Below are 21,174 nucleotides of genomic sequence, written 5' to 3' on the forward strand. Positions count from 1 at the left end.
GAGATACGATATTGATAGCATATAAAGTCCATATCAGGGTAGCTTTAAATTTAAAGCCTGCAATAAAGTGCCTCTGTAGTTGCAATTACAGAGGTTTTTATTTTAATATCCTGTTAGATTGCGATCCCTTAAATCAAATAACGCCATGGAAGATATATTTTTTAAAGATTGGAAAAGCATAGGACATGTTGTTCTTGCTACAGTAATTGCATTTATTACCTTGTTTTTTTTCTTAAGAATTTCAGGTAAACGAACCCTCGCGAAACTTAATGCCTTTGACTTTGTTGTAACTGTAGCTTTGGGATCTACCTTATCCTATATGATGCTGGCCATGGTTCCTCTAACGGAAGGCGCTATTGTTTTGTTCCTGATTATTATATTACAATACATTTTTGCCTTGACAGCCCGTTCGTCAAAAAAAATGGAAAAGCTTATAAATGCAGTGCCGAGCCTAATATTTTACAATGGTGAATTTATAGAGAAAACGATGGCGAAAGAAGCCATAACCAAAGGTGAAATATTTTCAACGATCAGGAACTCGGGAATTGACCAGATAAACGAAGTAAAGGCTGTAGTTATGGAACTTAACGGGCAGATTACAGTTGTAAAAAAATCAATTGGCAAAGGAAGCAGCTCCTTAGATGATATTACACCTTAAACAAAGCTTTTAACCACTTGCGGCCATTAGGCAAATCTTATAAAAGGTAAAAAAAATTATGTAAAGAAAAAGCCAAATTATTTCTGAAATTTGCTTGTAAATCAGTTTAATGATGAATATATATTTGCGAACTTAGGGTCTATTTCTATATTTCTTAGCGCTTTCTGCGGGAACGCTAATGATGAGTCATTTCATTTTTAGTATGTAACACCATGTCGGTCAAAATGAATGTTCAAACTGATTCTTTTTCATTACTTACTGGACGTTACATTAATATAAACTAAAATTCTTTTGTATGCATACAGTTACAGCGTGGAGCACGACTGCTCAGGCAGATATTGAAAATAGCGAAATACTTTTAGAAAGAAAAATTCTTGATTATACCTATCAATTTTACAATACAGGCGATTCGCTCTGGATTGTGGCACTTATGCCCGAAAACGCAAAAATAGCTTTTCGTACGGCATTTGCAATGAACAACTGTTTTGAAGTTGTCAATCTTTTTGACGACGAAGATACCATTGTTTTTGTACTCGATTCCAGACTGGGCAGTTATGAGGTTCGTGTTAATTTTCCGGATAAATCTTCCCCTCTCTTGCATTATACGACCACTTTTAAGGCAAATATTCCATTGATGATTCCGTTTTGGCCACGAGATATAATTCCGCTGACAGAAAATGGAACTATTGAAAATACCAGCGGAAAAATTCATATGGAACAATTCGGATCCCGATCCGGATTACTATTTGCAAGCATTACAAAACCAAAAACAGGATCGTTTTTTTATTTTCAAAACCTTACCTCACTATCTGAATATTGTGAGGCAACCCAAACGGAATCCAAAAATACAGTTGGCGGAGACTGGCCTGAAATTGGATTTCAGCTTCCTATCACTGATAAATTACCGCTTCCAGCAGATAAAACTTTTACAATATCAGACGCTTACATAGTATTAGAAACTGAAATATTAGAGGAAACATCCGCCATTTGTGAACACTTTTTAAATAATCTGGTGAAGATCTATAAAGTGCTGCAGCAGCCCAGAATTGAATATCACAACTGGCCGGAAATCGCTCAAAATGTTGTAATAGATTTGTCACAAAATAAAGGCGCATGGACACAAAAAAACGGAATTCCGTATCTAAATGCTTATCTGTGCGATTATGAAACGCCTGCAGAAAGTATGGTTCAGCTCGCTGTATTGTCTCCGTATAGTGAATATGGGAAATGGAGCGGGCAAAAACATTCGCTTTACGACGATTTAATTAACGGATTACCCGCTTTTTACGATCCAAAAATAAATTGTATCAACCGATGGCTTCCTGCACTTGCAGACAAACTGGACAACTCCGAAGAGCAAAAAAAAGAAATGGTGATGGATTCCTGGTATCTGCATCACCCTTTAATGAATTTGGCCAGACTGGCTCTGCACGGTGACAAAACAGCTGAAAAACTATTATTAGATTCTATTGATTATGCTATAAAAGTAGCCCACCATTTTAAATACAAATGGCCGGTATTTTATGATATGGAAACCCTTAAAATAATCAAAAAAGAAACAGCGCCGGGTAAAGGCGGAGAAAGAGATGTTTCAGGAGCTTACGCCCATTTAATGCTGCTTGCTTTTAAAGTTACCAAAGAAAAACGTTATGTAAACGAAGCAGAAAAAGCAGCAAAAAAATTAACTGAACTGGGACTTAATATTTTGTACCAGGCCAATAACACGGCTTTTGCGGCCGGAGCATTATTAGAATTGTATAAAATCACGAATAAGAAATTATATCTGGAGATCAGTTATACCTGTCTTACCGGATTGTTTAAAAACATTCAGCTTTATGATTGCAGATACGGTTTTGGTAAAAACTACACCAATTTCTTTTCGATATTCCCACTCAATAATGCGCCTTATACGGCCGCATATGAGGAATTAGAAGTTTATGCCGCTTTATCAGAATATTTCATTCAGGCGAAGGATGTTGAAATTTTACCATCTTTAAAAACATTAATTCCGGAATTTATTAAATATGCAGTAAACAGAATTGCCTATTATTATCCGCCTAAGCTGCCAAAAGAAATGCTCTCAGAAGAAGTTAAAACAGGAGAGTTACAAGCTGATTTATGGGTTCCCTTAGAGGATTTATACAATGGATGGGAACAAAGCGGTCAGGTTGGTCAGGAAGTTTATGGCGCCGGAATGGCTTTTGGAATTGTACCGAGACAATACATCAAAATCGACGAAGACTTTTTAATTTTTATCGATTATCCACATCAATTTACTAAAAGAGGAAAGTCAGTTACCATCCATCTCGATGGTGATAAAGACATGACCTGCAATTTAAAAGTTATAAAACTTTCTAAAAGCAAAATAGACTTTAAAGTTCTACAGGATAATGAAATGCTTAAAGCGCACAAAAAAACGGCGAAAATGCACGAATACGAAATTTCAGGTCAGGCTCTAATTAAAATTCAATGGTGATATACTAATAATAAAAAAACTAATAAATGGAAAAATTAACAAATTACTTTGGACAAAATATTAAAGATAAAAGAATTGTAATCACAGGTGGAACAACCGGAATTGGCAAAGCAATTGCGGATTTATTGGTTTCTCTTGGAGGACGCGTTGTTATTTTTGGAAGAGATCATGAAGATTTCAAAAATGCCGTTGAAGATATTAAACAGCAATTTCCGGGTAGTGAAATATATGGCACTCCTGCCGATGTCAGCAAAAAAGAAGACATTGCTAAAATCATGGAAATTGTAGACAATGAATTAGGCGGAATTGATATTCTAATCAACAACGCAGCCTTACCTGCCCAAGGAATCACAGAAAGCAGTTATGAAAATTACCAATATGTTATAGGTACTAACATTACAGGATATCTCGCCTTTTGTGAAGAAGCTGCATCAAGAATGAAAATTCAAAAATCAGGTCACATCATCAACATTGGGTCTATGAGCGCAGAAAGCCGTGAAGCCACCAGTACGATTTATGTGGCGACCAAATCAGCGATACGGGGTTTTAGCACTTCGCTACGTAAAGAGTTAAATCCGCTTGGAATTAAAGTCTCCTTAATTGAACCCGGAGCGGTAACAAGCGATATGCAAAAAAGTTCGAAAGAAGAACAACAGGAAAAAATAATAAAACTCGAAATGCTGAAAGCAGAAGATATTGCAATGAGCACCTTGTTTTGCCTGTCTCAGCCAAAGCGATGCGATATCGTCACGATGCAGATACGCCCGCACCTGCAGATCATTTAATTTTTCCTGATCAAATTCAATATTTAGCTGAACGCTGATTTATGATACGAATGTACCCGCACTAGTGAGTACTTTTTATATAGTGACAATTTACGTGCTGTTATTTCTTTTTCAGGGAAAAATAATCTTACCCCGATAGCAGTGAAATCATAGGCGGCGGGCTTTGGCGCATAGATTGCTTGGCCAGTATTTTTTAATTTTATTAAACTTAAAAAACAACTATGATAGATGATAAATCAAAAACAGGAAAAGGAGATGATTCGCATTAATGTGAGTGAATTATATACCACCGCTGCTCAGGACGGGTCTGAAGAAGAATTGTCATTGCAAGATATAAAACAAATACAAACTCAATAAACAGTCTATTATGAAAGAAGAAAACAATGGACCTTACGGCCAGGGAGGCCGTAATATTCCCAATTCAGATCAACAAAACAAAGATCAAAACAGCAATCCATATGATTCTGAGAATCTTGACAATGAATCAGAGAGTGAACTCAAAGATATAACCGAGCAGGACATTGAGAAGGATCTTAGAGATAATGATCCATCTGAAGGTTTTGAAACTGAAATTGACAATCCAGAAGACGATGAATTTGAAACTGACCAATTTCAAACCAGTGAACTGGACCGGGATAACCCGGCTCATAAAGAATTCGAAATCGGCCAGCTCAGCTGTGAGGAGATTAAAAACGATGAGTTTAACAGGGATGAAATAGATAATGATGCGTTCAAAAATGATGAATTTGGCCAGGAAAATTTTTAATGTATTCAGATTTTGATCAAATAGAAAAACCGTTACTGATCACTGTTTTTCTATTTGGGATATTTTGAAGATTTAATAAATATTAAACAGCAGTTCTCTCCCTTAAAAGCACCATAATGCGCAAGATCTGGCTGGCAGCAGCCCTAGCCCCAATACGAGTGAAATCCTATGCGCCGGGGGTTCCGGCGCATAGATTGGAACGGATAGCGGAAAAAGCTCCTAAAAAAATAATATTATACACAATTAACAATGCTGACCACTCCAAATTAAATTCCGGCAGCAACCCTTAACACCCGATCAAGCTTAATACCCGATTATTCAATCCCTGCAGAACTCTGCCCGATTTTGTACAGTCAAAAAAAGAAAAAGCATTATTTTCGCCACAGCAAAACAAAGATCCCCAAATGACCGAAAATAGCTATCGGTTGAATTTCGATTATCAGCAATACAATGATCCTGCCGACGGCCCCCACTCATCTAAACCGCGTTTTGGATAGCCGCAACTTTTATAAAGGCCGCTAGCCGTACAAACAGCAAAAAACCGTTAGTAACTGAATATCTGCAGCTGCAAAAAGAGACGATGATAAATGAAGAAATTTGAAATTGCAGCTGCAGGCCAGGGAAAATGGCTGGTATCGCACAACGAGTGCCTAAAATTCACCTGCCAGTTTGAAAATAAAAGATTTAATGATAAGAAGGTCAAGTAAATTCATATGAATAAATCGTCAAATTAGAAGTATATTGAAAATCGATTTTTAAGCGGAGGTTATTACTTACATTGTTGCTGCTTAAATGTATAGAGACAAAGAAATTTTTATAAATACTTTTTAAAATTATAATTTATAGAATCGGTTTACTCTTAATGATTTATTGGTTCATCTCCTCATTTTACGCAGTAAAGCATGCGAATTATGTAATTTTGACTCTGAAATTTATAAAATAATATTTCAATCCAATTATAATTTTGCTTTTGTAAGAATAATATATAATTACTACTTCTATATGAGAATGCTGCTTTTAATTGTTTACTGCGTTTTGACCATTCCCACTTACCCCCAAAAGCAAAACTATTCTGCTAAGGTTATGTTAGGTATGGAGACGTACGCCTTTCTGAAGGGACAGGGTGCAGCTCTTAAAAAAGTTGCCTCTCAGTTCCCAGCACTTAAAGATGATGCCATAGCAATAGAAAAAAGTTCAACAGTAATATTTGGTCGTGCAGAGATAAATATAAAGCGCTTTTTGAAAGATGAGCTGGGCGATGCAGAATTCAATAGGATAGAGCATCGAATAGATTCACTTCTGAGCGAACAATTAAAGCAGCCAATTCAGAAGAAAGAGTATGCACAAAATTTTATTGAAAAAGTCAAATCTGAATTACAGCTGAGCAAGACAGGAGGTATTCAGAAAGGTATTATTTCATTTGCATACCATGATGCCCCGCATCAGGAAGTTACCGATGGACACATTATCCATTTTACAACAAAAGGGCATCCTAAGGCAGAGGAGTCCGCCGTTGCGCTATCCATACCCAGAAGCTGGAGCGCCGAGGAAGCAGAAATGCCTGCCACAGTGCAGCAGTTTACCAGTCATGACGGAAAGGGCATTGAGAAAATCCTGATAATGGTTCATGACCTGGATGAAGAAAACCAGGACATTGTTCTCAATGAAAAGTCTGTTGCTGAAATGATACCTCCCCAAAGCCATGTGATACGCACTGAGGCTGTCGTTATTGACAATTTGCCCGCAATGATGATTGAGGTTGAAGAAGTATTAAATATATCACATAATAAGAAAAAAATACGTATGCTGCAGTTTATGTTTACTCACGAACAGAAATTATACTGCCTGCAAGGCAGTGTCGGACCAGCCGACGTAAATCAGAATCTGGACCGTCATATAAAAAAATATGAACCGCTGTTCCGGCTTATTGCTGCCAGTACACAAATAATCGATTAATTAAGCAATACGATTATTAATTTCAATTTCCATGATGTATCACATTTATTCCAAAGGCTGTAACCGACTTTCTCCTGAAAAGGCTTCGAAGTATGTTGTCGATTCCATAATGTTGTTTTAATTCGCCAGCGAATGTAATGCTATTACCCGTGTGTCATTGTTAATGTAAATGCTTTTTATTGGACTGCCAGATTGGATCCGTACAGTCAGACGTTGAAGCCCCAGTATGAAACTGTACAATTCATTAATTAAAATTTTATACTATGTCATCAGAAATTATCATCCGCTGTAGTGAAATTGTTGCCGATAAGGGCTGGAATATTGCGTTTGCAGAAAGCGCTTCAGCAGGAAAATTATGCGCTGAATTTTCACTTACGCCTTTTTCGGGCAAAATCCTACGTGGCGGAATTGTATGTTATGAGGTATTTGTTAAAGAACAGATATTGCATATTCCACCAAGTCTCATTGAAGAATTTACTCCCGAATCTGAGCAAGTAACTCAAGCTTTGGCGGAACGCACAGCGTTTATCTTTAATTCTGATATTACTGTAGCCCTGACTGGTCTCACAACACCTGGCGGCAGTGAAACACCCGAGAAGCCCGTTGGCACAATTTTTCTACACATTATAACACCCCTTGGAAGTATTATTCATCGTGAAGTATTTGCAGGGAATGCTGAGCAGATTGTTCTGCAGGCAGGTGAAAAAGTAGCACAACTAATTCTTGATAAATTAACAGCTCCTAAAAAATGAATAGTTCGAGGATGATATGCAGAAAGGTTTCCATTTCCCAAATAAAATCTATCTATCACGGACACCAGCGCGGGAAAACATCTAGTACTATTTAATCTTAGAAGGTGGTTGATTTTTTTTTTGAACTCATTATAATTTATTAACTTGCTGTAATGGGATATAAAACAATTTTTCACATTGACGACGACGATGACGATGTTGATTTCTTTGCTATGGCAGTAGGTCAATTATCCGCTTCGGTAAATCACTTTTCATTTACAGATGCAGCTGCAGCACTTAAAAAACTTGAGACCGGCGAGCTAATTCCGGATGCTATCTTCCTTGATCTCAATATGCCGGTAATTAGCGGGCAGGATTTCCTTTTGAGGTTAAAAACTTTTGAGGCACTCAGGGACATTCCTGTTATTATACTCTCAACATCATCCGATCCCTTTACAATTCAACAGATTAAAAATGACGGTGCCATCGACTTTCTGACAAAGCCCTCCGGTGTAAAAAAACTGGTAACTTTACTGCGCCCCTATCTAATTTAAAGCACTATGAATATCGAGAACGAACAAGAACTTTATCTACTGGTTATGAACGCCCCGGTCGGCATTTGTGTCTTAGACGCCCAAACTCTTATACCCGAAATTGTAAATGACAGCTTTGTAGCTATAGCGGGAAAACCAAGAGAGGAAATCCTGGGCAGCTTTTACTGGGACACTTTTGCTGAAGTGCGTGCATACTTCGAAAACGCATTGACAGGTGTTATAAGAGAAGGAAAGCCCTAGGCTGCAAATGAAGCCGAACTTGTACTTATAAGGCACGGCCGGGAAGAAACAGTGTATGTAAATTTTGTTTACTCGCCCTTAAAAAAACAGCAGTGGTGATGTAAAGAAAGTTGCAGTCTGGGTCCTGGAAAACACAATGCAGGTAAACAGCAGGCTTAAAGTTGAAGAAAGTGAAAAATTTGCCAGAACAGTGTTCCATAATTCCCCTGTCGCCAAACTTGTTTACATCGGAAGTGATATGGTAGTGCGGGAAGTTAATGAAAAAATGCTTGAAATTTTAGGCAAGCAAAGTTCTATAACCGGTATGCCAATATTCGATGCAGTACCGGAACTGCAGCAGACAAAGTTGCTTGAAGAGTATCAATATGTTTTGAGTACCGGCGAAATATTTACAAAAATAGCCCAGCGCATAGATTTGATAAAACATGATGTACGTTATAGGGGCTATTACGATTACACCTACAAACCCCTTTATGATTCGGCAGGAGATATTTACGGAGTAATGTTTACCCTTATCGATGTGACTGACCACGTGATTGCACGCAACAGGCTCCAAGAAGCTGAGTTCAATATGAGAGGCGCTGTGGAACTTGCACAGTTGGGCACCTGGAGTATCGATGTTGCTACAAACGGGCTGACCTATTCAGACCGTCTAATTGAATGGTTTGGCTATGATCCGGCTGCACAGGACTATAATGAAGTGATACCTATTCTCTCTGCAGAGGATCAAGAGAGGGTTGCAAAAGCTGTCGCCTGGGGACTCAATCCCGAGTCAGGAGGAGTATATGATGAGATCTATACCGTTATCCACCCCACAACGGGAAAGAAACGAGTACTGCATGCACAAGGCAAAACTGTATTTGACCCCGAAGGCAGACCAGTGCGCATGAATGGTACTGCCCAGGATATTACCCTGCAGGTTGAGCTTCAGCTGGAACTCGAAAATCAGGTCCAGCAGCGTACTGAAGAGATCGGTGCTGTTGTGGAGGAACTCAGGGCCACCAATGAAGAATTGGAAGAAGCCAATGTACAATTGATGCATTCCAATGAGGAACTGGCCCAATTTGCCTATATTGCTTCACATGATCTTCAGGAGCCGCTTCGCAAGATCAGTACATTTGCAGCTCTTCTTGAAGCGAAAATTAAGGACCAGCTTGACGAGAAATCGGGTACTTATTTATCGAAAATCAAAGATGCAGCAATGCGTATGGGCTCACTCATACGAGATGTACTCGCTTATTCCGCCCTGCCTGCACATTGTTTTCATAATTTTTATTTTTTTAAAAAAGTGGTGCTAATTTATATTTATAATTATTGTCTTTGAAATTCCAATTGGATGATTTATAAACTTCTTTGTAACTATCACCATTAACTTTCTTTCCGTAAGCTCTTTCTTCCCATCCCCAACCCATTTCACGTGGTTCTGGCATTTTATTATTTATTCTTCCAACGTGAACAAATTCATGTAATATCGTAACTGCTACAAAAAAAGAATAAGCTTGTATTTCTGCATTCGTTTTTAATGTTTCGAGGAACTCTGCATTTTCAATACTAAGATAAAAGGCAGCACTTCCATTGTTTAAACCTTCTGGATTATATTTGTTCAAGCTTTGTAACTCTCTAATTTCCATTAACACACTACTATTTGAGTACTGTAATTTATCTAAAATTTCCATAGTTGAATAACCTGAAAATTCAGATAGAGCTTTTAAAATGTCAGGATTTGATTTTGCATACCCTCTTATTTGTCTCAGTACTTGCATAGTACGAGGATATTTTTTTTGATATTCAAAAGCTTCTTTAGGATTAATATCTGCACTCGTAGTAGATGTTGCACTGCTACTAGATGAATTACTATCACCTGTCTTTTCACTTCCGTTTTCATTTAATCCTTGGCTTGCCATAGCTTCACCAAAAGTCACTTGACTACCTTTATCATTTTCATATCTTCCAGCTTGAAAATTATAATGTTCACCTGCCATTCCACTTGGGTCTGCCCAATAAATTGGATTATTATTAAACGCAGAATAAGGTGACTGGCTGTAATGTGTAATAGGGTCTAATACTGTAAACCCCGAGTGCAGGGTCATAATTCCTTGCGCTCATATCATAAAGATTAAGCTGTAACTCGTCTTGGAGCTCCTTGCCGTTGAACTTATACTTATAAGGTTCTGCAAACCTTTTCTATAGAGAAAACCCCTTGCAAAAAATCTCCCTATAAAGAACGTCCGTTTGCATTTTCAACAATATGAAAGTAGATTTAGTTCGGTTATTTTCCTAATAAAAATATAAGCTAATTTATCCCACAAAAAAAAGCCCTCAAAATGAGAGCTTGATTATTTAAAATGACGTATAACTATTTATATTTTTGCAACTGGTTTTCCTTTTAAGCTTTCACTTACAAGTTTTGAAAGAAATATTGTAAAGGGTTCTATATTACCTCCCACACTTGCACTTTCAAGGGCTGCCATGTAAGGATCACGTTCTTCTACAGGAATAACAGTCCAAGGAAATCCTCCAGAGGCTAGCATCACATTCATTAAGAATCTTGCCATCCTACCATTGCCATCCATATAGGGATGTATATACACAAATATGAAGTGTCCAAGCACTGCGCGTACAGCAGCGCTGGTTTCGTTTTCAAGTAATTCAAAAAGCGTAGGCATTGCATCTCTCAGAGCATCTCTGTTTAGAGGCACATGCAGAGAATTAGAAATATAGACTTGATTGGTTCTGTATCCTGCCAAATCCGAAGCCTTTAAAATTCCTGATACCACACTGGGTGCAAATAATTCCTGATACCAATCTCTATGGTCATCGTCGGCTACTTTTCCAGCATTGTCACCTTCTAATATTTTACCGAGACTTTTCTTTACAGCTTGGGTCGCCTGCCAGTAACCTCTTGCTGCCATTGCATTCCTGTGGTTTTTATCATTTTCATTTCCTTTGATGTCCCAATCGCCAGTTCGGACTTTTTCAATCAGTTCTACCGATACCACATATCTTTCGATAGAAAGGGAATGGTATGCATCTATTACATATATCTGTTCGACAACTTCAAGGTATTTTTCTTTGTCTTTTGGAAGACCTGGTTCATCCGGGAAATACTTTATAACAACTTTTCGCAATTCATCCCACATCAGCTTGATACGGTTTGCATAGGGAGATCTTTCTCTGAATGATAGAGCAACCGGAGATTTACTTTGGAAAGGATCTGTTTCGCGTACATTGTAATCAGCGGTTTTCATTGTTTTCAAGATATCATCGGCAATACGGTCTCGTCCAATATTTCGAAATGCACCGGCTAACCTTCCGGCCACTACTGTGTGTGAGCCTTCGAGAAGCGTGCCAAGAATTTCGGATGCATCCTGAACTAGTGCCATTGCGGCGCGTACATCCACCGCATTCCTTTCGAACATTGCTGTAGAGCAGTTTATCAAAGCGGAGTGTAACGGTAACATTCTGATACCATTTATCTCCACTATATCGGCCATATATGGAAGCGTTGACTTCATTTCTAATAATGATGTTTTATACAACAGTGGTATGACTTTGTTTGAAGCTTCCAATGCACGGATAATCAATTGTGTAGGTACAGTTCTGTTTCCTGCATGTATCATGAGAGACTGATCGGCTGAAATGCAGTAGGAATCTCCGTATTTATCCTTAAGATAACGTGAACAGAATTGCCAATAGGATGTGTACCATGAAGTAGTGTCACCAGCAGCTTCATGGGGATTTGACACAATATACCAACCTTTGGATACTTCCTTCAAGAAGCCACTTTTCATTAGACGCTCCCTATGCGTTCTATTTATTTCCGATGATTTAATTGCAACAATATTCTGATCTTCCTGCAAATCACGAAGTATCTGAAGGGATGCAGCCAATTTTTCTCCAGGTGTAGCCATATTTTTTTCTTGAATTATTTTATATTCGATAATATTACCCTGCTATTTTTCACAACAAAATCTCTTAATTGTGTTGCACGTAAATTAGCGTACCGTGTTGTATGTAAATTAGCCTATCGTGCTGTACAGTAATTAGCTTATTGTGTTGCATGTAAATTAGCCTACCATGCAAAGGTAATAAATTAATCAATAATTTCAATCAATAAATACAGCATAACATTTTCAACAATAATACATTATGTTTGCAAATTCTGGCAAAAGTTATGTTTATAAAATTAGATTCACGTCCCTAGCCATATAGGTTTGTTATATTTGAAAAATGTAAATGCATAGATTAACTTTTGGTACTAAATTTAAAATTAAATCACAGGAAAATACCGGTTAATCGTGTTAATAAGACAAGAAATCTAAGAATCTGCAAATTTTTATAAGATATATAATCTTTTGTAAATCACTAAATGATTGAATTATATTTGTGTCATAATTAATAGATAATGTAAATATATAAAAAAAAGAAGAAAAAACACACGAATTAAGTGCAATAGTCATCCTTACTCCTAAAAATCAAATGTATACTTTCGTTAAATCTCATTTCGCATACTTATCTATGTAATTTTAAAAACGGAATAATCTAAACAATAAGATTTTAAATATAATTTTAAAGTCCCTGAAAAGTAATTTAATAAAATTAAATTTTACTGCATATGATCGTTAAAGACATAAAATTGTTTAATAATTATTAAACAGAATAATTTTAAATTCCTTAAATTAGCTATACATGTTTTTATAACTTTAGTGGTATGGATGTGCAAACAAAAAGTAGAGAAAAAGTTAAGCTTCATTTTTTAATAATAATTTTTAATCTTTCAATAGTTTATATTTCAAAATAGAGAGGCTTATTTTTATTATTCAAAAGAGTTATCCTAATTTTTCAAAATTAAATTTAAGATGTGCATTCAATATACTACCATAATCCTCAATATTTTAATGCTTTCCAATAAAAAAAATTATCAAAAATTAAATTATTAATAATCGAAAAATATTGATATATTTACAAATAAATTATTCAGAATAATATCACTGAATAAGAGTCTGTTAAACATAAAAATAAAGCTGTTTTTGAAATAAATAAACAGTAAAAAAGCAACAAATGTAATTCAGGTGCAGAATCGGTGCACTTAGGTTTAAGACATCATAAAAACGTAGCATAGACGCGGGTTTGAGCGGTTAAGTTCGAATCCTGCTCTGATTCATTAAACCGCTCTTGAATTTAATTAGTAATAATACATTATCTTTACTAATAAATATAAAATTTTGAGAGTTCCCCTATTGGTGACCCTGTTCTTAATATAGTTTGTGAAAGCCCATCATTATTGGCATTAAAATAAGGTTTGCGGAGCCTCTTTCTCCGCAAAGGCCCGAAAACAAAGGAAAAGTAAGATTTTTAAAGTTTTCAAAAAAGGCCAAAAAGAGCGGTAAACCCTGCAAATCCAACGATTTGCAGGGTTTTTTCTTTTATACCACTTTTCAATATTTATAAAATCGAACAAAATCTTTGTGGAACATTCGTGGCACAGCGTGAGATTTTAAAACTGTGCCACAAAATTTCACCTTAAGTCCCTCTATCAAAGGGGTTAAGCACGTTACATCTTGTTTAAATGAGGTTATAATTCTACATTTACTAATCTAATAAGTTGAATTATGCTAGAGAACAGCTTTGGGTTAATTTTCTTTTTGAAAGTACCCCGCCATGAAAGTAACATTACAACCGTTTATTTCAGGATTACCGTTGACGGTATCCCGAAAGAAGGATTAACCAGATGCCAGTGGGAAATTGAGCGCTTGAACCAGAAAAAAGAGAGAGCAACAGGCACAAAAGAACATGCAAAATCCCTAAATTTTTTCCAGGATTCACTAACTAACAAAATCCATGAAATCAAAGCAGAAATTATGTACATCTGAAAAACCATAACTTCCCAGAAGATTATGGATCATGTTATGGAAAAAATGAAACCCAGAGCCAGAATACTGTAAGAATTTCAAAAACACAATGATGAAATGAAAGCCCTGATTGGCAACGGGTATACAGAAGCCACACTAGAGAGATTCAATATCACTAAAAATCACGTAACGGCCTTCATCAAATTCAAATACAATGCTGGTGATTTTGAATTTGCTGATTTAAATTTTGAATTCATAAAAGATTTTGAGTTCTATCTTCGTAGCGTGATGAAATTCGCAAATAATACCAAACTTAAATACATTTCCAACTTCAAGAAAATTGTAATACGTGCAATTGACAGAGAAATTATCATCAAAGATCCATTTAGGAGTTTTAAAGGAAAGAAAACTAAAATTGCAAAAAACCTATATCTGCAAAAGAATTAGCTGAAGTGGAAAGACGCGAATTTTCAACTGACATACTAAATACTGTGCGTGATATTTTTATTTTCCAGTACTACACAGGACTTGCGTACATTGATGCTTTTCAGCTCCAAAAAGCTGACATAAAAGATGATGTTGAAGGAAATCAGTGGATTTTATCTGAAAAACAGAAAACAAATTCTACGGCAAGAATTTCGTTGCTTCCAAAGGCGATAAAAATTCTTGAAAATTCAGAGACCATCCGGTTTGCCTTAAACGCGCAACTGTAAACAAAGCCACTTTAGTGTTTGATTTAACGAATGCTTTTAACTTATGCCAAAATAAAAGCACGACAATCGGAACAGATTATTATGTTACTGAAAACAGTATTCCAAACGCTGCCCGTTACCGATTAAGTTTTGTGTGCCGTTTTAATCTAACATATCCAAAAGCAATGAGACAGGCTAATAGTGCTAATCGAAATAAAAATATTGCTTCCCGTCTATTCATACCTAAAAGTGGATAAAGAATACACTAATAACATTTTCAGAAATTAATTTTGAACCATTACCGGATATAAAATGCACATTGAGTACATATTACGACACCAAAAATCCTGTTGAAAGCAGTCTTTATATTCACTGTAAAGACTGCTCAATTCTTTGAAGTATTCGATTATTTATCTACAAAAAACATTTAAACACTAAAAGTAGTGCCTCGTCTTTTTTTCAACAAGTTCTTGTGTTTTTTATTTAAAATAAAACAAATTAGGTTGATTTTTTCTCATTCTGAAACTTACAAAATGATCTTTCTCTTTTATTTGAAAATAAATATTATTTTTTAAAAGAAAGATTAAATTCTTACCTGGTAGTTCGCCGAAAGAATGTCCAGGAAAAAAAAATGTATTTTCTGGCAAAGTATTTTTCAGATTTTGTACCGACTCCCACATTTTATCAACATCACCACCTTTTGTACTGCAAACACCAACCCCTTCAATAAAAATTGTATCTCCTGAAAAAATATTGTTTTCTATTAGATAACATACACTTCCTGGGGTATGTCCAGGAGTGAAAATTGGAGTAATATTAAAATCTGAAATTTGTATTTCGTTTGAGCTTGTAATACTTCGAAGATTTTGGCATTCAAATCCTGAAAATTCTATTTCTTGCGCTGTCATAAAAACGGGAACATTTTTTTTTACAGCAAATTCATTTGCGAGATTTGTATGATCATCATGAGAATGAGTTAGTAAAACACCTTTTAAGGCAATATCATTTTCAATTAGAAAAGTATTAATTAGATTATAATCCCATGAAGGGTCAACTAAAATTCCAATATTATTTTTATATATTAAATAGCATTGATTAATAATTGAGAAATTAGATGTTTTAAAAATTTTGATTTTGATCATAAAAGTTATTGGTGAAAATTTTTAAAAAAAAGTCTAAATCAATAGTTGTTTTTTTAGGTATTACAAGGGAGCAAATATACTCATTTAGGTGAAATGAAATAGCTTTATATTGTGAAACATTTCGGAAATGACTGACATAACAACTTTTTATTTTCTCTATTGAATCAATTTCAAGTACTTTAAAATCGATTGTTAGACCCGTTCTGAATATTTTAGCCAAACTTTCCTTAGCGGTCCAAATGATTGTGCATCCTGTAGCTAAAGTTAAATCAGGGTGAAGATCAATTAGTTCAATTTCATTCAGTGACATAGTTGTTTTCATAGTAGAAACCTTGTCGAAACTTATTTTTTCAATATCAATTCCCATTGGATGTTCTTCCGGAAATGCCAGTGCAATCCCGATATCACCACAATGACTAATACTGACCTGAATGTTCTGTGCAGGATGCTTTTTTACAACAGGGAAATGAAAAATACCAAATTCAATTGATACTGACTTAATATCTGCCTGGCTGAGTTCACAAACTGCATTTTTAGCAGTGATTCTTCCTAGAAGATAGCTTGCTTTTCTCCTTTCAAATTTTAATTCATCATAATAACTTTGCTCGCTATTACTTAGAAGATCGTGGTATTTTAGCAAGGAATTCAGCTCTCCTTTAATAAAACAATAACCGGCTTCAAAATTTTTGCCATTTCTCCTCAATTCAATCTTTCCTTTATTCATTTAAATTATATAATTTTGATCTGTGAAGATAATATTTTGTCGTTAATATGTCTGTTCTTTGTGACTGAATATGATTTGATGAAATAACAAGGTTAAAAATATTCAAGGTTATTAAAGGATTTAGTAATGCCTTAAAAAGGCTACAATAAAAATTATGCTTAGAGCGTCAATGATGCATTTAATTTGTAAATAAATATGTATGGAATTAATTAATAGTTTAAAATGGCGTTATGCCACAAAAAGATACAATCCTGCCAAAAAGGTATCACAAGAAGATTTAGATAAAATTATTGAAGCGGCAAGATTGGCCCCTACTTCATCAGGATTACAACAATTCAGGGTAATTGTTATTAAAAATCAAGAACTTAAGGAAAAAATTGTTTCTATTGCCTGGGGCCAACAAATTATGGCAGAATGTTCCCATATATTAGTATTTGCAGCTTGGGATCGATATACTGAAGAACGTATCGACGAAATGTATGATTTTACAACCGAAGAAAGAAGCTTACCTAAAGGTAGATTTAGTGCTTATACTGATAAATTGAAATCAGAATATTTACCACAAACAGCTGAAGAAAATTTTATTCACACTGCAAAGCAATCTTACATTGGTTTTGGATTAGCAATTGCACAGGCAGCATCCTTAAACATAGACAGTACTCCGGTTGAAGGCTTTTCAGCAGATGCATTAGATGATTTACTTGACTTGAAAGCAAAAGGTTTAAGAAGTGTAACAATACTTACTTTAGGGTATCGTGATAGTGAAAATGATTGGTTGGCACATCTAAAAAAAGTTAGAATTCCAACAGAAGAGTTTGTTATAAAACACGACTAGCATATTATTTTCCAAGACTATTTAAGCTTGGAATTATGTAAAAAAGTTTTCACATAATTCCAAGCTTATTTCTTTTTACAGGAATGAAACTGATATCAAAACAAGATTAAATTATAGAGCTATTCTATATTTTTGGGTCATTATATCAGAATTTCTTTTAGTCTTTTTTCTAATAGTATCGCTGTGTCTTTCATTAATTTTATGGCAATTTCATCTACGTGGCGATTTTGCCATTTTTCATACTTTGTACCTTTCACCCATTGATTAAAAGCTCCAAGAGAAGGCCCGGTATGAACCTGAAAGTCAACTTTAAAATCAAGATTTCCTTTGAAAGCTTTTTGTGTACTATAACCAAAATACCAACGAAAAACTAATCCCATTTTATATTTTTGATTTTGCTCTGCTTTAAAGATTTCGCCTTCGTTTCCATTGGCTTTAAGGTATTGCTTTGTTTCGATCCAGATTTCCTCTATACCTTTTTTAAAATAATTTTTCTCTAAGCGTTCCAAAACTTTAGACGGTATTTCATTTAATGAATCATATTGCTTGTACAATTCATAAAGTTTATTAGCTCTGGCAGGAAATAATACTCCTTTTTTAAGCACTTGGACTTTTGCTCCAAATTCAAACATATCTCCTGCTGGTGCATAGGTAGTATCCTGAACATTGATGTTCTGCAAGAGTTCTTTTACGTTATCGCTCATACCGGATTCAACGGTGGGCTGGTTAATTGAACCTGTAACAATAAAATTTGCTCCCATAATAAAGGCACAAGCGGCAGCTTGTGGAGTTCCAATTCCTCCTGCAAGACCTACGCGAATTATTTTTTGGTAATTAAACTCTTTTTGCATTTGCTCATTAAGCTCCTTAATTGCCGAAAACAGTACCAATGCTACTCCTCCGTCAGTATGTCCTCCAGAATCAGCTTCTACACAAATATCATCTGCCATCGCAAACTTACCTGAAAGTTCCGCCTGAATTTTACTTATTAAACCTTCATCAACTAATTGATTGATGATTTTTTCAGGAGCCGGACGCATAAAAATTTCTGCCGATTCTGGCCTGGATACCTTTGCTATTATCCTGTTGCTGGCTCTAATGATTCCGTTGTCCAGTTTTTCCAAACCGACAACCCTATAATACACTAATGCTTTGGTCATTTGCATAAAAGCAGAGGCCTCTATTATATTTACCTTGTATTCTAAAAATTGATTTACAATTTTCATTTCAGATTCCAAATTACCAATCTGATGCAAAAGATTTGCTCCAAATGTTTCATTATTGGTCAAATGTGTTTGAATATACTCCAAACTTTGCCCAATTTCCTGAGAAGACATCCCTCCTGTACCTAAAAAGCTTAATAATTTGGCCTTCGCCATTTTCACAACTAACTCTTTTGAAGCTATGCTTTTGTACATGCTTCCAGAATAATAACTGTATTGTACTTTATAATCACTTCGAAAAGAAGCACTGCCCAATTTGGTTGCTAAAAGGCCATTTTGTATCTCATCAAGTTGTTTTTTAACTACTATTCCGGAAACAGTATGAATTTGCTCTTCGGGAAAATTAAGGGGTGTTGATTTTTCCTTAATTTCATTAATCATTTTAGTTAATATACCACTACCTAATTCTTCATATTCTTTCACTCCTTTTCCCATTAAAAAACGAATGCTATTAGTCCAGAGTACTGAACTTGAAATTTGCCTGCTTAGGTAGTCTTTAATTTTACTATCGAGGTAAGGTTTTCCTGTGATGTTTGCAATTACCGGAATTTCTAAATTTGAAAAGGAGATTTTTTCTAGAAAATCCTTAAATTCATTAGCCGCAGGCTGCATATACCTGGAATGGAATGCTGCGCTAACAGCCAAAGGTATAGCTGTTACATTTTGTTTTTCGAAGTCTTTCAATATTTTTTCAATATCCGTTTTCTTACCAGATATTACGATTTGCGATGGAGAATTATAGTTAGCAATATCAATACTATTAAAACCACCTGATTCTAATTTTTCTTTTATCTGATCCTCACTTAGACCTAAAACGGCAGCCATTCCACCTCCTGAAGCGGTTGCCATTAAGGCACCTCTTTTCTGGACCATTCTTAAACCATCTTCAAAACTAAAAGCTCCTGCTGCCAAAAGAGCATTATATTCTCCTAAACTATGTCCTAAAAGATATTCAGGCCTGCATCCGTTCTGTGCTTTATAATAACGAAAGGCATTCACTACATACAATGCAGGTTGAGTAAATTGGGTAAATCCCAATACACGGTCAGGATCTTCTAAGCAAAGTTCTTTTAAATCATACCCCAGAATAGAGGATGCTGCTGCTGTTTCACTTTTGAAAATATCAAATAATTCTTTTCCCATACCTTTATATTGGGATCCCTGACCAGGAAAAATAACTGCTTTCATTTATTATTGCTATTTGTATTATTATTAAAATGTAATGAGATAGATAGCCAGTTTTCCGGCCACTAAAAGATGTTAGTCATGATTTCTTTTTTCAGCAAATAAAACATCTAAATCTGCAAATTTTTTCTTATATTTAATGAAATAGGATACTACTAAAATTATAAAACCAATGAAGGAAAATATTACGAGTATCGAAAATGTCCTGTCCGAACCGGGATAATAATTTCTGTTTATAGGAACATTTTTTACTATTAGTTTTGCTAAATTGTCAATTATTATGCTCATTATCAAATATGAGATAGGTGTCCAGATTTTTATCACCAGGTCTTTATACCCAAACACTCTTCCCTGTATTTCATATGGCACAATATTTTGCCAAAAGATATGGTCATTAACCATCATAATGGCGGTTATAAAGGCAAAAGAAAAAAGTAAAATCCCAACAGAAATAATATTAATAGGTATTATGATAAAGAGCATTAAAATAAATCCTAAGAGATGAAGTAATAAAACCACATTCTTAATAGGCAATTTAACATTTTTGTAAATACTCATTATAATGCCACCCAATGCTCCGCCAACACCTGCAAAAGTCATTGCAATACCCAATCCTGTCTCGTTTGAAAATCCCAGGATCATTGGTGTTGTCAAAATACCTAAACCTCCTAACACCAGACTAATCCAGGCATAAAATATAATCAATTGCTGAAGTCCTTTTCTTGATTTTAAAAATTGCAATACTACGCGAACGTCTTTTTTGTAAGATACTTGCTCTTTATCAACTTTCTTAATATTAAAATTGAGGCATAATAATCCTAAAATCGATACTAAAAACGAGATAACATCTATTAAAAAAACTCCGCTTAAATCAATTATGGTGTAAATTAATGGTGCAACTATCGGCACAGTTATAGTCGTCAATGCATAAGCCGTGCTTTCAATTCCTTTTGCCCTGCCAATGTCTTCCTTTTTAACTAAGGATGCGGTAGATACATAAAAAGCTTTAGAAACAAAACCGTTTGCAACAGAGCCCAGAAAAGTAATAAGGAGTATATATTCTATTTTTAAGAGATCGAGATGATATAATATAATCATGACAAAACTTCCTAAAGCAGCTACTATTTGCCCTATTATAATGATTTTTTTCTTGTCAAACCTATCTATTAAGCTACCGATAAAGGGACTAAACAGAATTTGCGGAAAGATGGTTAAAAACCCGATTACGGCATAGTAGAAGGTAGAATCTGAGCTTTTTAACATCCAAATTCCTAATGAAAAAGAAGTCATTGATGTTCCAATTAATGATATAATAATAAGGAACAAAACAGTTGTGAATTTTTTCATTGGATTTT

The 21,174-nt window shown here is 35.2% G+C and carries 19 protein-coding genes; 13 read left to right on the forward strand and 6 right to left on the reverse strand.

Translation table 11 applies throughout. The features are described from left to right. The first annotated feature begins 145 nt into the window (after positions 1–145). The 9 genes from EV142_RS12535 (at position 146) to EV142_RS12575 (ending at position 9,490) form a co-directional block, all read left to right on the forward strand. Positions 146–658, forward strand: coding sequence for a DUF421 domain-containing protein (locus EV142_RS12535; protein ID WP_132036206.1), 513 nt, complete (start codon positions 146–148; stop codon positions 656–658). Positions 659–953: 295 nt separating this feature from the next. Next, positions 954–3,134 (forward strand): hypothetical protein, encoded by a 2,181-nt coding sequence (locus tag EV142_RS12540; RefSeq protein ID WP_132036208.1) that lies wholly within the window; start codon positions 954–956, stop codon positions 3,132–3,134. 26 nt (positions 3,135–3,160) lie between these two features. Further along, positions 3,161–3,919: an SDR family oxidoreductase gene (locus EV142_RS12545; RefSeq protein WP_132036210.1), complete on the forward strand. Its 759-nt coding sequence runs from the start codon at positions 3,161–3,163 to the stop codon at positions 3,917–3,919. Positions 3,920–4,286: 367 nt separating this feature from the next. Beyond that, a complete protein-coding gene (locus EV142_RS12550) occupies positions 4,287–4,685 on the forward strand; it encodes a hypothetical protein (RefSeq protein WP_132036212.1) in 399 nt (132 codons plus the stop codon). A gap of 1,002 nt (positions 4,686–5,687) precedes the next feature. After that, on the forward strand, positions 5,688–6,641 hold the full coding sequence (locus tag EV142_RS12555) for a hypothetical protein (RefSeq protein ID WP_132036214.1): 954 nt from the start codon (positions 5,688–5,690) through the stop codon (positions 6,639–6,641). A gap of 263 nt (positions 6,642–6,904) precedes the next feature. Further along, positions 6,905–7,393 carry a CinA family protein gene (locus EV142_RS12560; protein WP_132036216.1) on the forward strand — a complete coding sequence of 163 codons (489 nt, stop codon included), beginning with the start codon at positions 6,905–6,907 and terminating at the stop codon, positions 7,391–7,393. A gap of 152 nt (positions 7,394–7,545) precedes the next feature. Further along, entirely contained in the window at positions 7,546–7,926 is a 381-nt protein-coding gene (locus EV142_RS12565; RefSeq protein ID WP_132036218.1) for a response regulator, read from the forward strand. 45 nt (positions 7,927–7,971) lie between these two features. After that, positions 7,972–8,166 (forward strand): PAS domain-containing protein, encoded by a 195-nt coding sequence (locus EV142_RS12570; protein WP_132036220.1) that lies wholly within the window; start codon positions 7,972–7,974, stop codon positions 8,164–8,166. Positions 8,167–8,302: 136 nt separating this feature from the next. After that, positions 8,303–9,490, forward strand: a complete 1,188-nt coding sequence (locus EV142_RS12575) for a PAS domain-containing protein (protein ID WP_132036222.1) — start codon at positions 8,303–8,305, stop codon at positions 9,488–9,490. Here the strand turns inward: EV142_RS12575 and EV142_RS12580 are convergent. Both EV142_RS12580 and EV142_RS12585 read right to left on the reverse strand, forming a co-directional pair. Further along, positions 9,447–10,148 (reverse strand): hypothetical protein, encoded by a 702-nt coding sequence (locus tag EV142_RS12580; protein ID WP_158286325.1) that lies wholly within the window; start codon positions 10,146–10,148, stop codon positions 9,447–9,449. The two genes, EV142_RS12575 and EV142_RS12580, sit on opposite strands and share 44 nt — an antisense overlap. Before the next feature lie 378 nt (positions 10,149–10,526). After that, positions 10,527–12,077, reverse strand: coding sequence for a Fic family protein (locus EV142_RS12585; RefSeq protein WP_132036226.1), 1,551 nt, complete (start codon positions 12,075–12,077; stop codon positions 10,527–10,529). A gap of 1,701 nt (positions 12,078–13,778) precedes the next feature. Between EV142_RS12585 and EV142_RS12590 the strand changes: the two genes are divergently transcribed. The 3 genes from EV142_RS12590 to EV142_RS12600 all read left to right on the forward strand — a co-directional run bounded on the left by EV142_RS12590 (position 13,779) and on the right by EV142_RS12600 (position 14,731). Further along, entirely contained in the window at positions 13,779–14,039 is a 261-nt protein-coding gene (locus EV142_RS12590; protein ID WP_132036228.1) for a hypothetical protein, read from the forward strand. Positions 14,040–14,135: 96 nt separating this feature from the next. Further along, complete coding sequence (locus tag EV142_RS12595) at positions 14,136–14,465, forward strand: phage integrase SAM-like domain-containing protein (protein WP_132036230.1); 330 nt, start codon at positions 14,136–14,138, stop codon at positions 14,463–14,465. A gap of 5 nt (positions 14,466–14,470) precedes the next feature. Next, positions 14,471–14,731, forward strand: coding sequence for a site-specific integrase (locus EV142_RS12600; RefSeq protein ID WP_132036232.1), 261 nt, complete (start codon positions 14,471–14,473; stop codon positions 14,729–14,731). 458 nt (positions 14,732–15,189) lie between these two features. On the opposite strand, the gene EV142_RS12610 is transcribed toward EV142_RS12600, so the two are convergent. Together EV142_RS12610 and EV142_RS12615 are read right to left on the reverse strand one after the other, a co-directional pair. Further along, on the reverse strand, positions 15,190–15,852 hold the full coding sequence (locus EV142_RS12610) for an MBL fold metallo-hydrolase (RefSeq protein WP_132036234.1): 663 nt from the start codon (positions 15,850–15,852) through the stop codon (positions 15,190–15,192). Beyond that, positions 15,830–16,576, reverse strand: coding sequence for a 4'-phosphopantetheinyl transferase family protein (locus tag EV142_RS12615; RefSeq protein ID WP_132036236.1), 747 nt, complete (start codon positions 16,574–16,576; stop codon positions 15,830–15,832). The genes EV142_RS12610 and EV142_RS12615 overlap by 23 nt, the downstream gene beginning before the upstream one ends. Positions 16,577–16,775: 199 nt before the next feature. On the opposite strand from EV142_RS12615, the gene EV142_RS12620 reads away from it, so the two are divergent. After that, on the forward strand, positions 16,776–17,411 hold the full coding sequence (locus tag EV142_RS12620; protein WP_132036238.1) for a nitroreductase family protein: 636 nt from the start codon (positions 16,776–16,778) through the stop codon (positions 17,409–17,411). 140 nt (positions 17,412–17,551) lie between these two features. Here EV142_RS12620 and fabD read toward each other — a convergent pair whose 3' ends face one another. Continuing rightward, complete coding sequence (fabD, locus tag EV142_RS12625) at positions 17,552–19,822, reverse strand: ACP S-malonyltransferase (RefSeq protein WP_132036240.1); 2,271 nt, start codon at positions 19,820–19,822, stop codon at positions 17,552–17,554. Between the two features lie 72 nt (positions 19,823–19,894). Then, on the reverse strand, positions 19,895–21,166 hold the full coding sequence (locus EV142_RS12630) for an MFS transporter (protein ID WP_132036242.1): 1,272 nt from the start codon (positions 21,164–21,166) through the stop codon (positions 19,895–19,897). Positions 21,167–21,174 lie beyond the last annotated feature (8 nt).

Origin of the sequence: Flavobacterium circumlabens (assembly GCF_004345565.1) — a bacterium.
GTDB lineage: Bacteria > Bacteroidota > Bacteroidia > Flavobacteriales > Flavobacteriaceae > Flavobacterium > Flavobacterium circumlabens.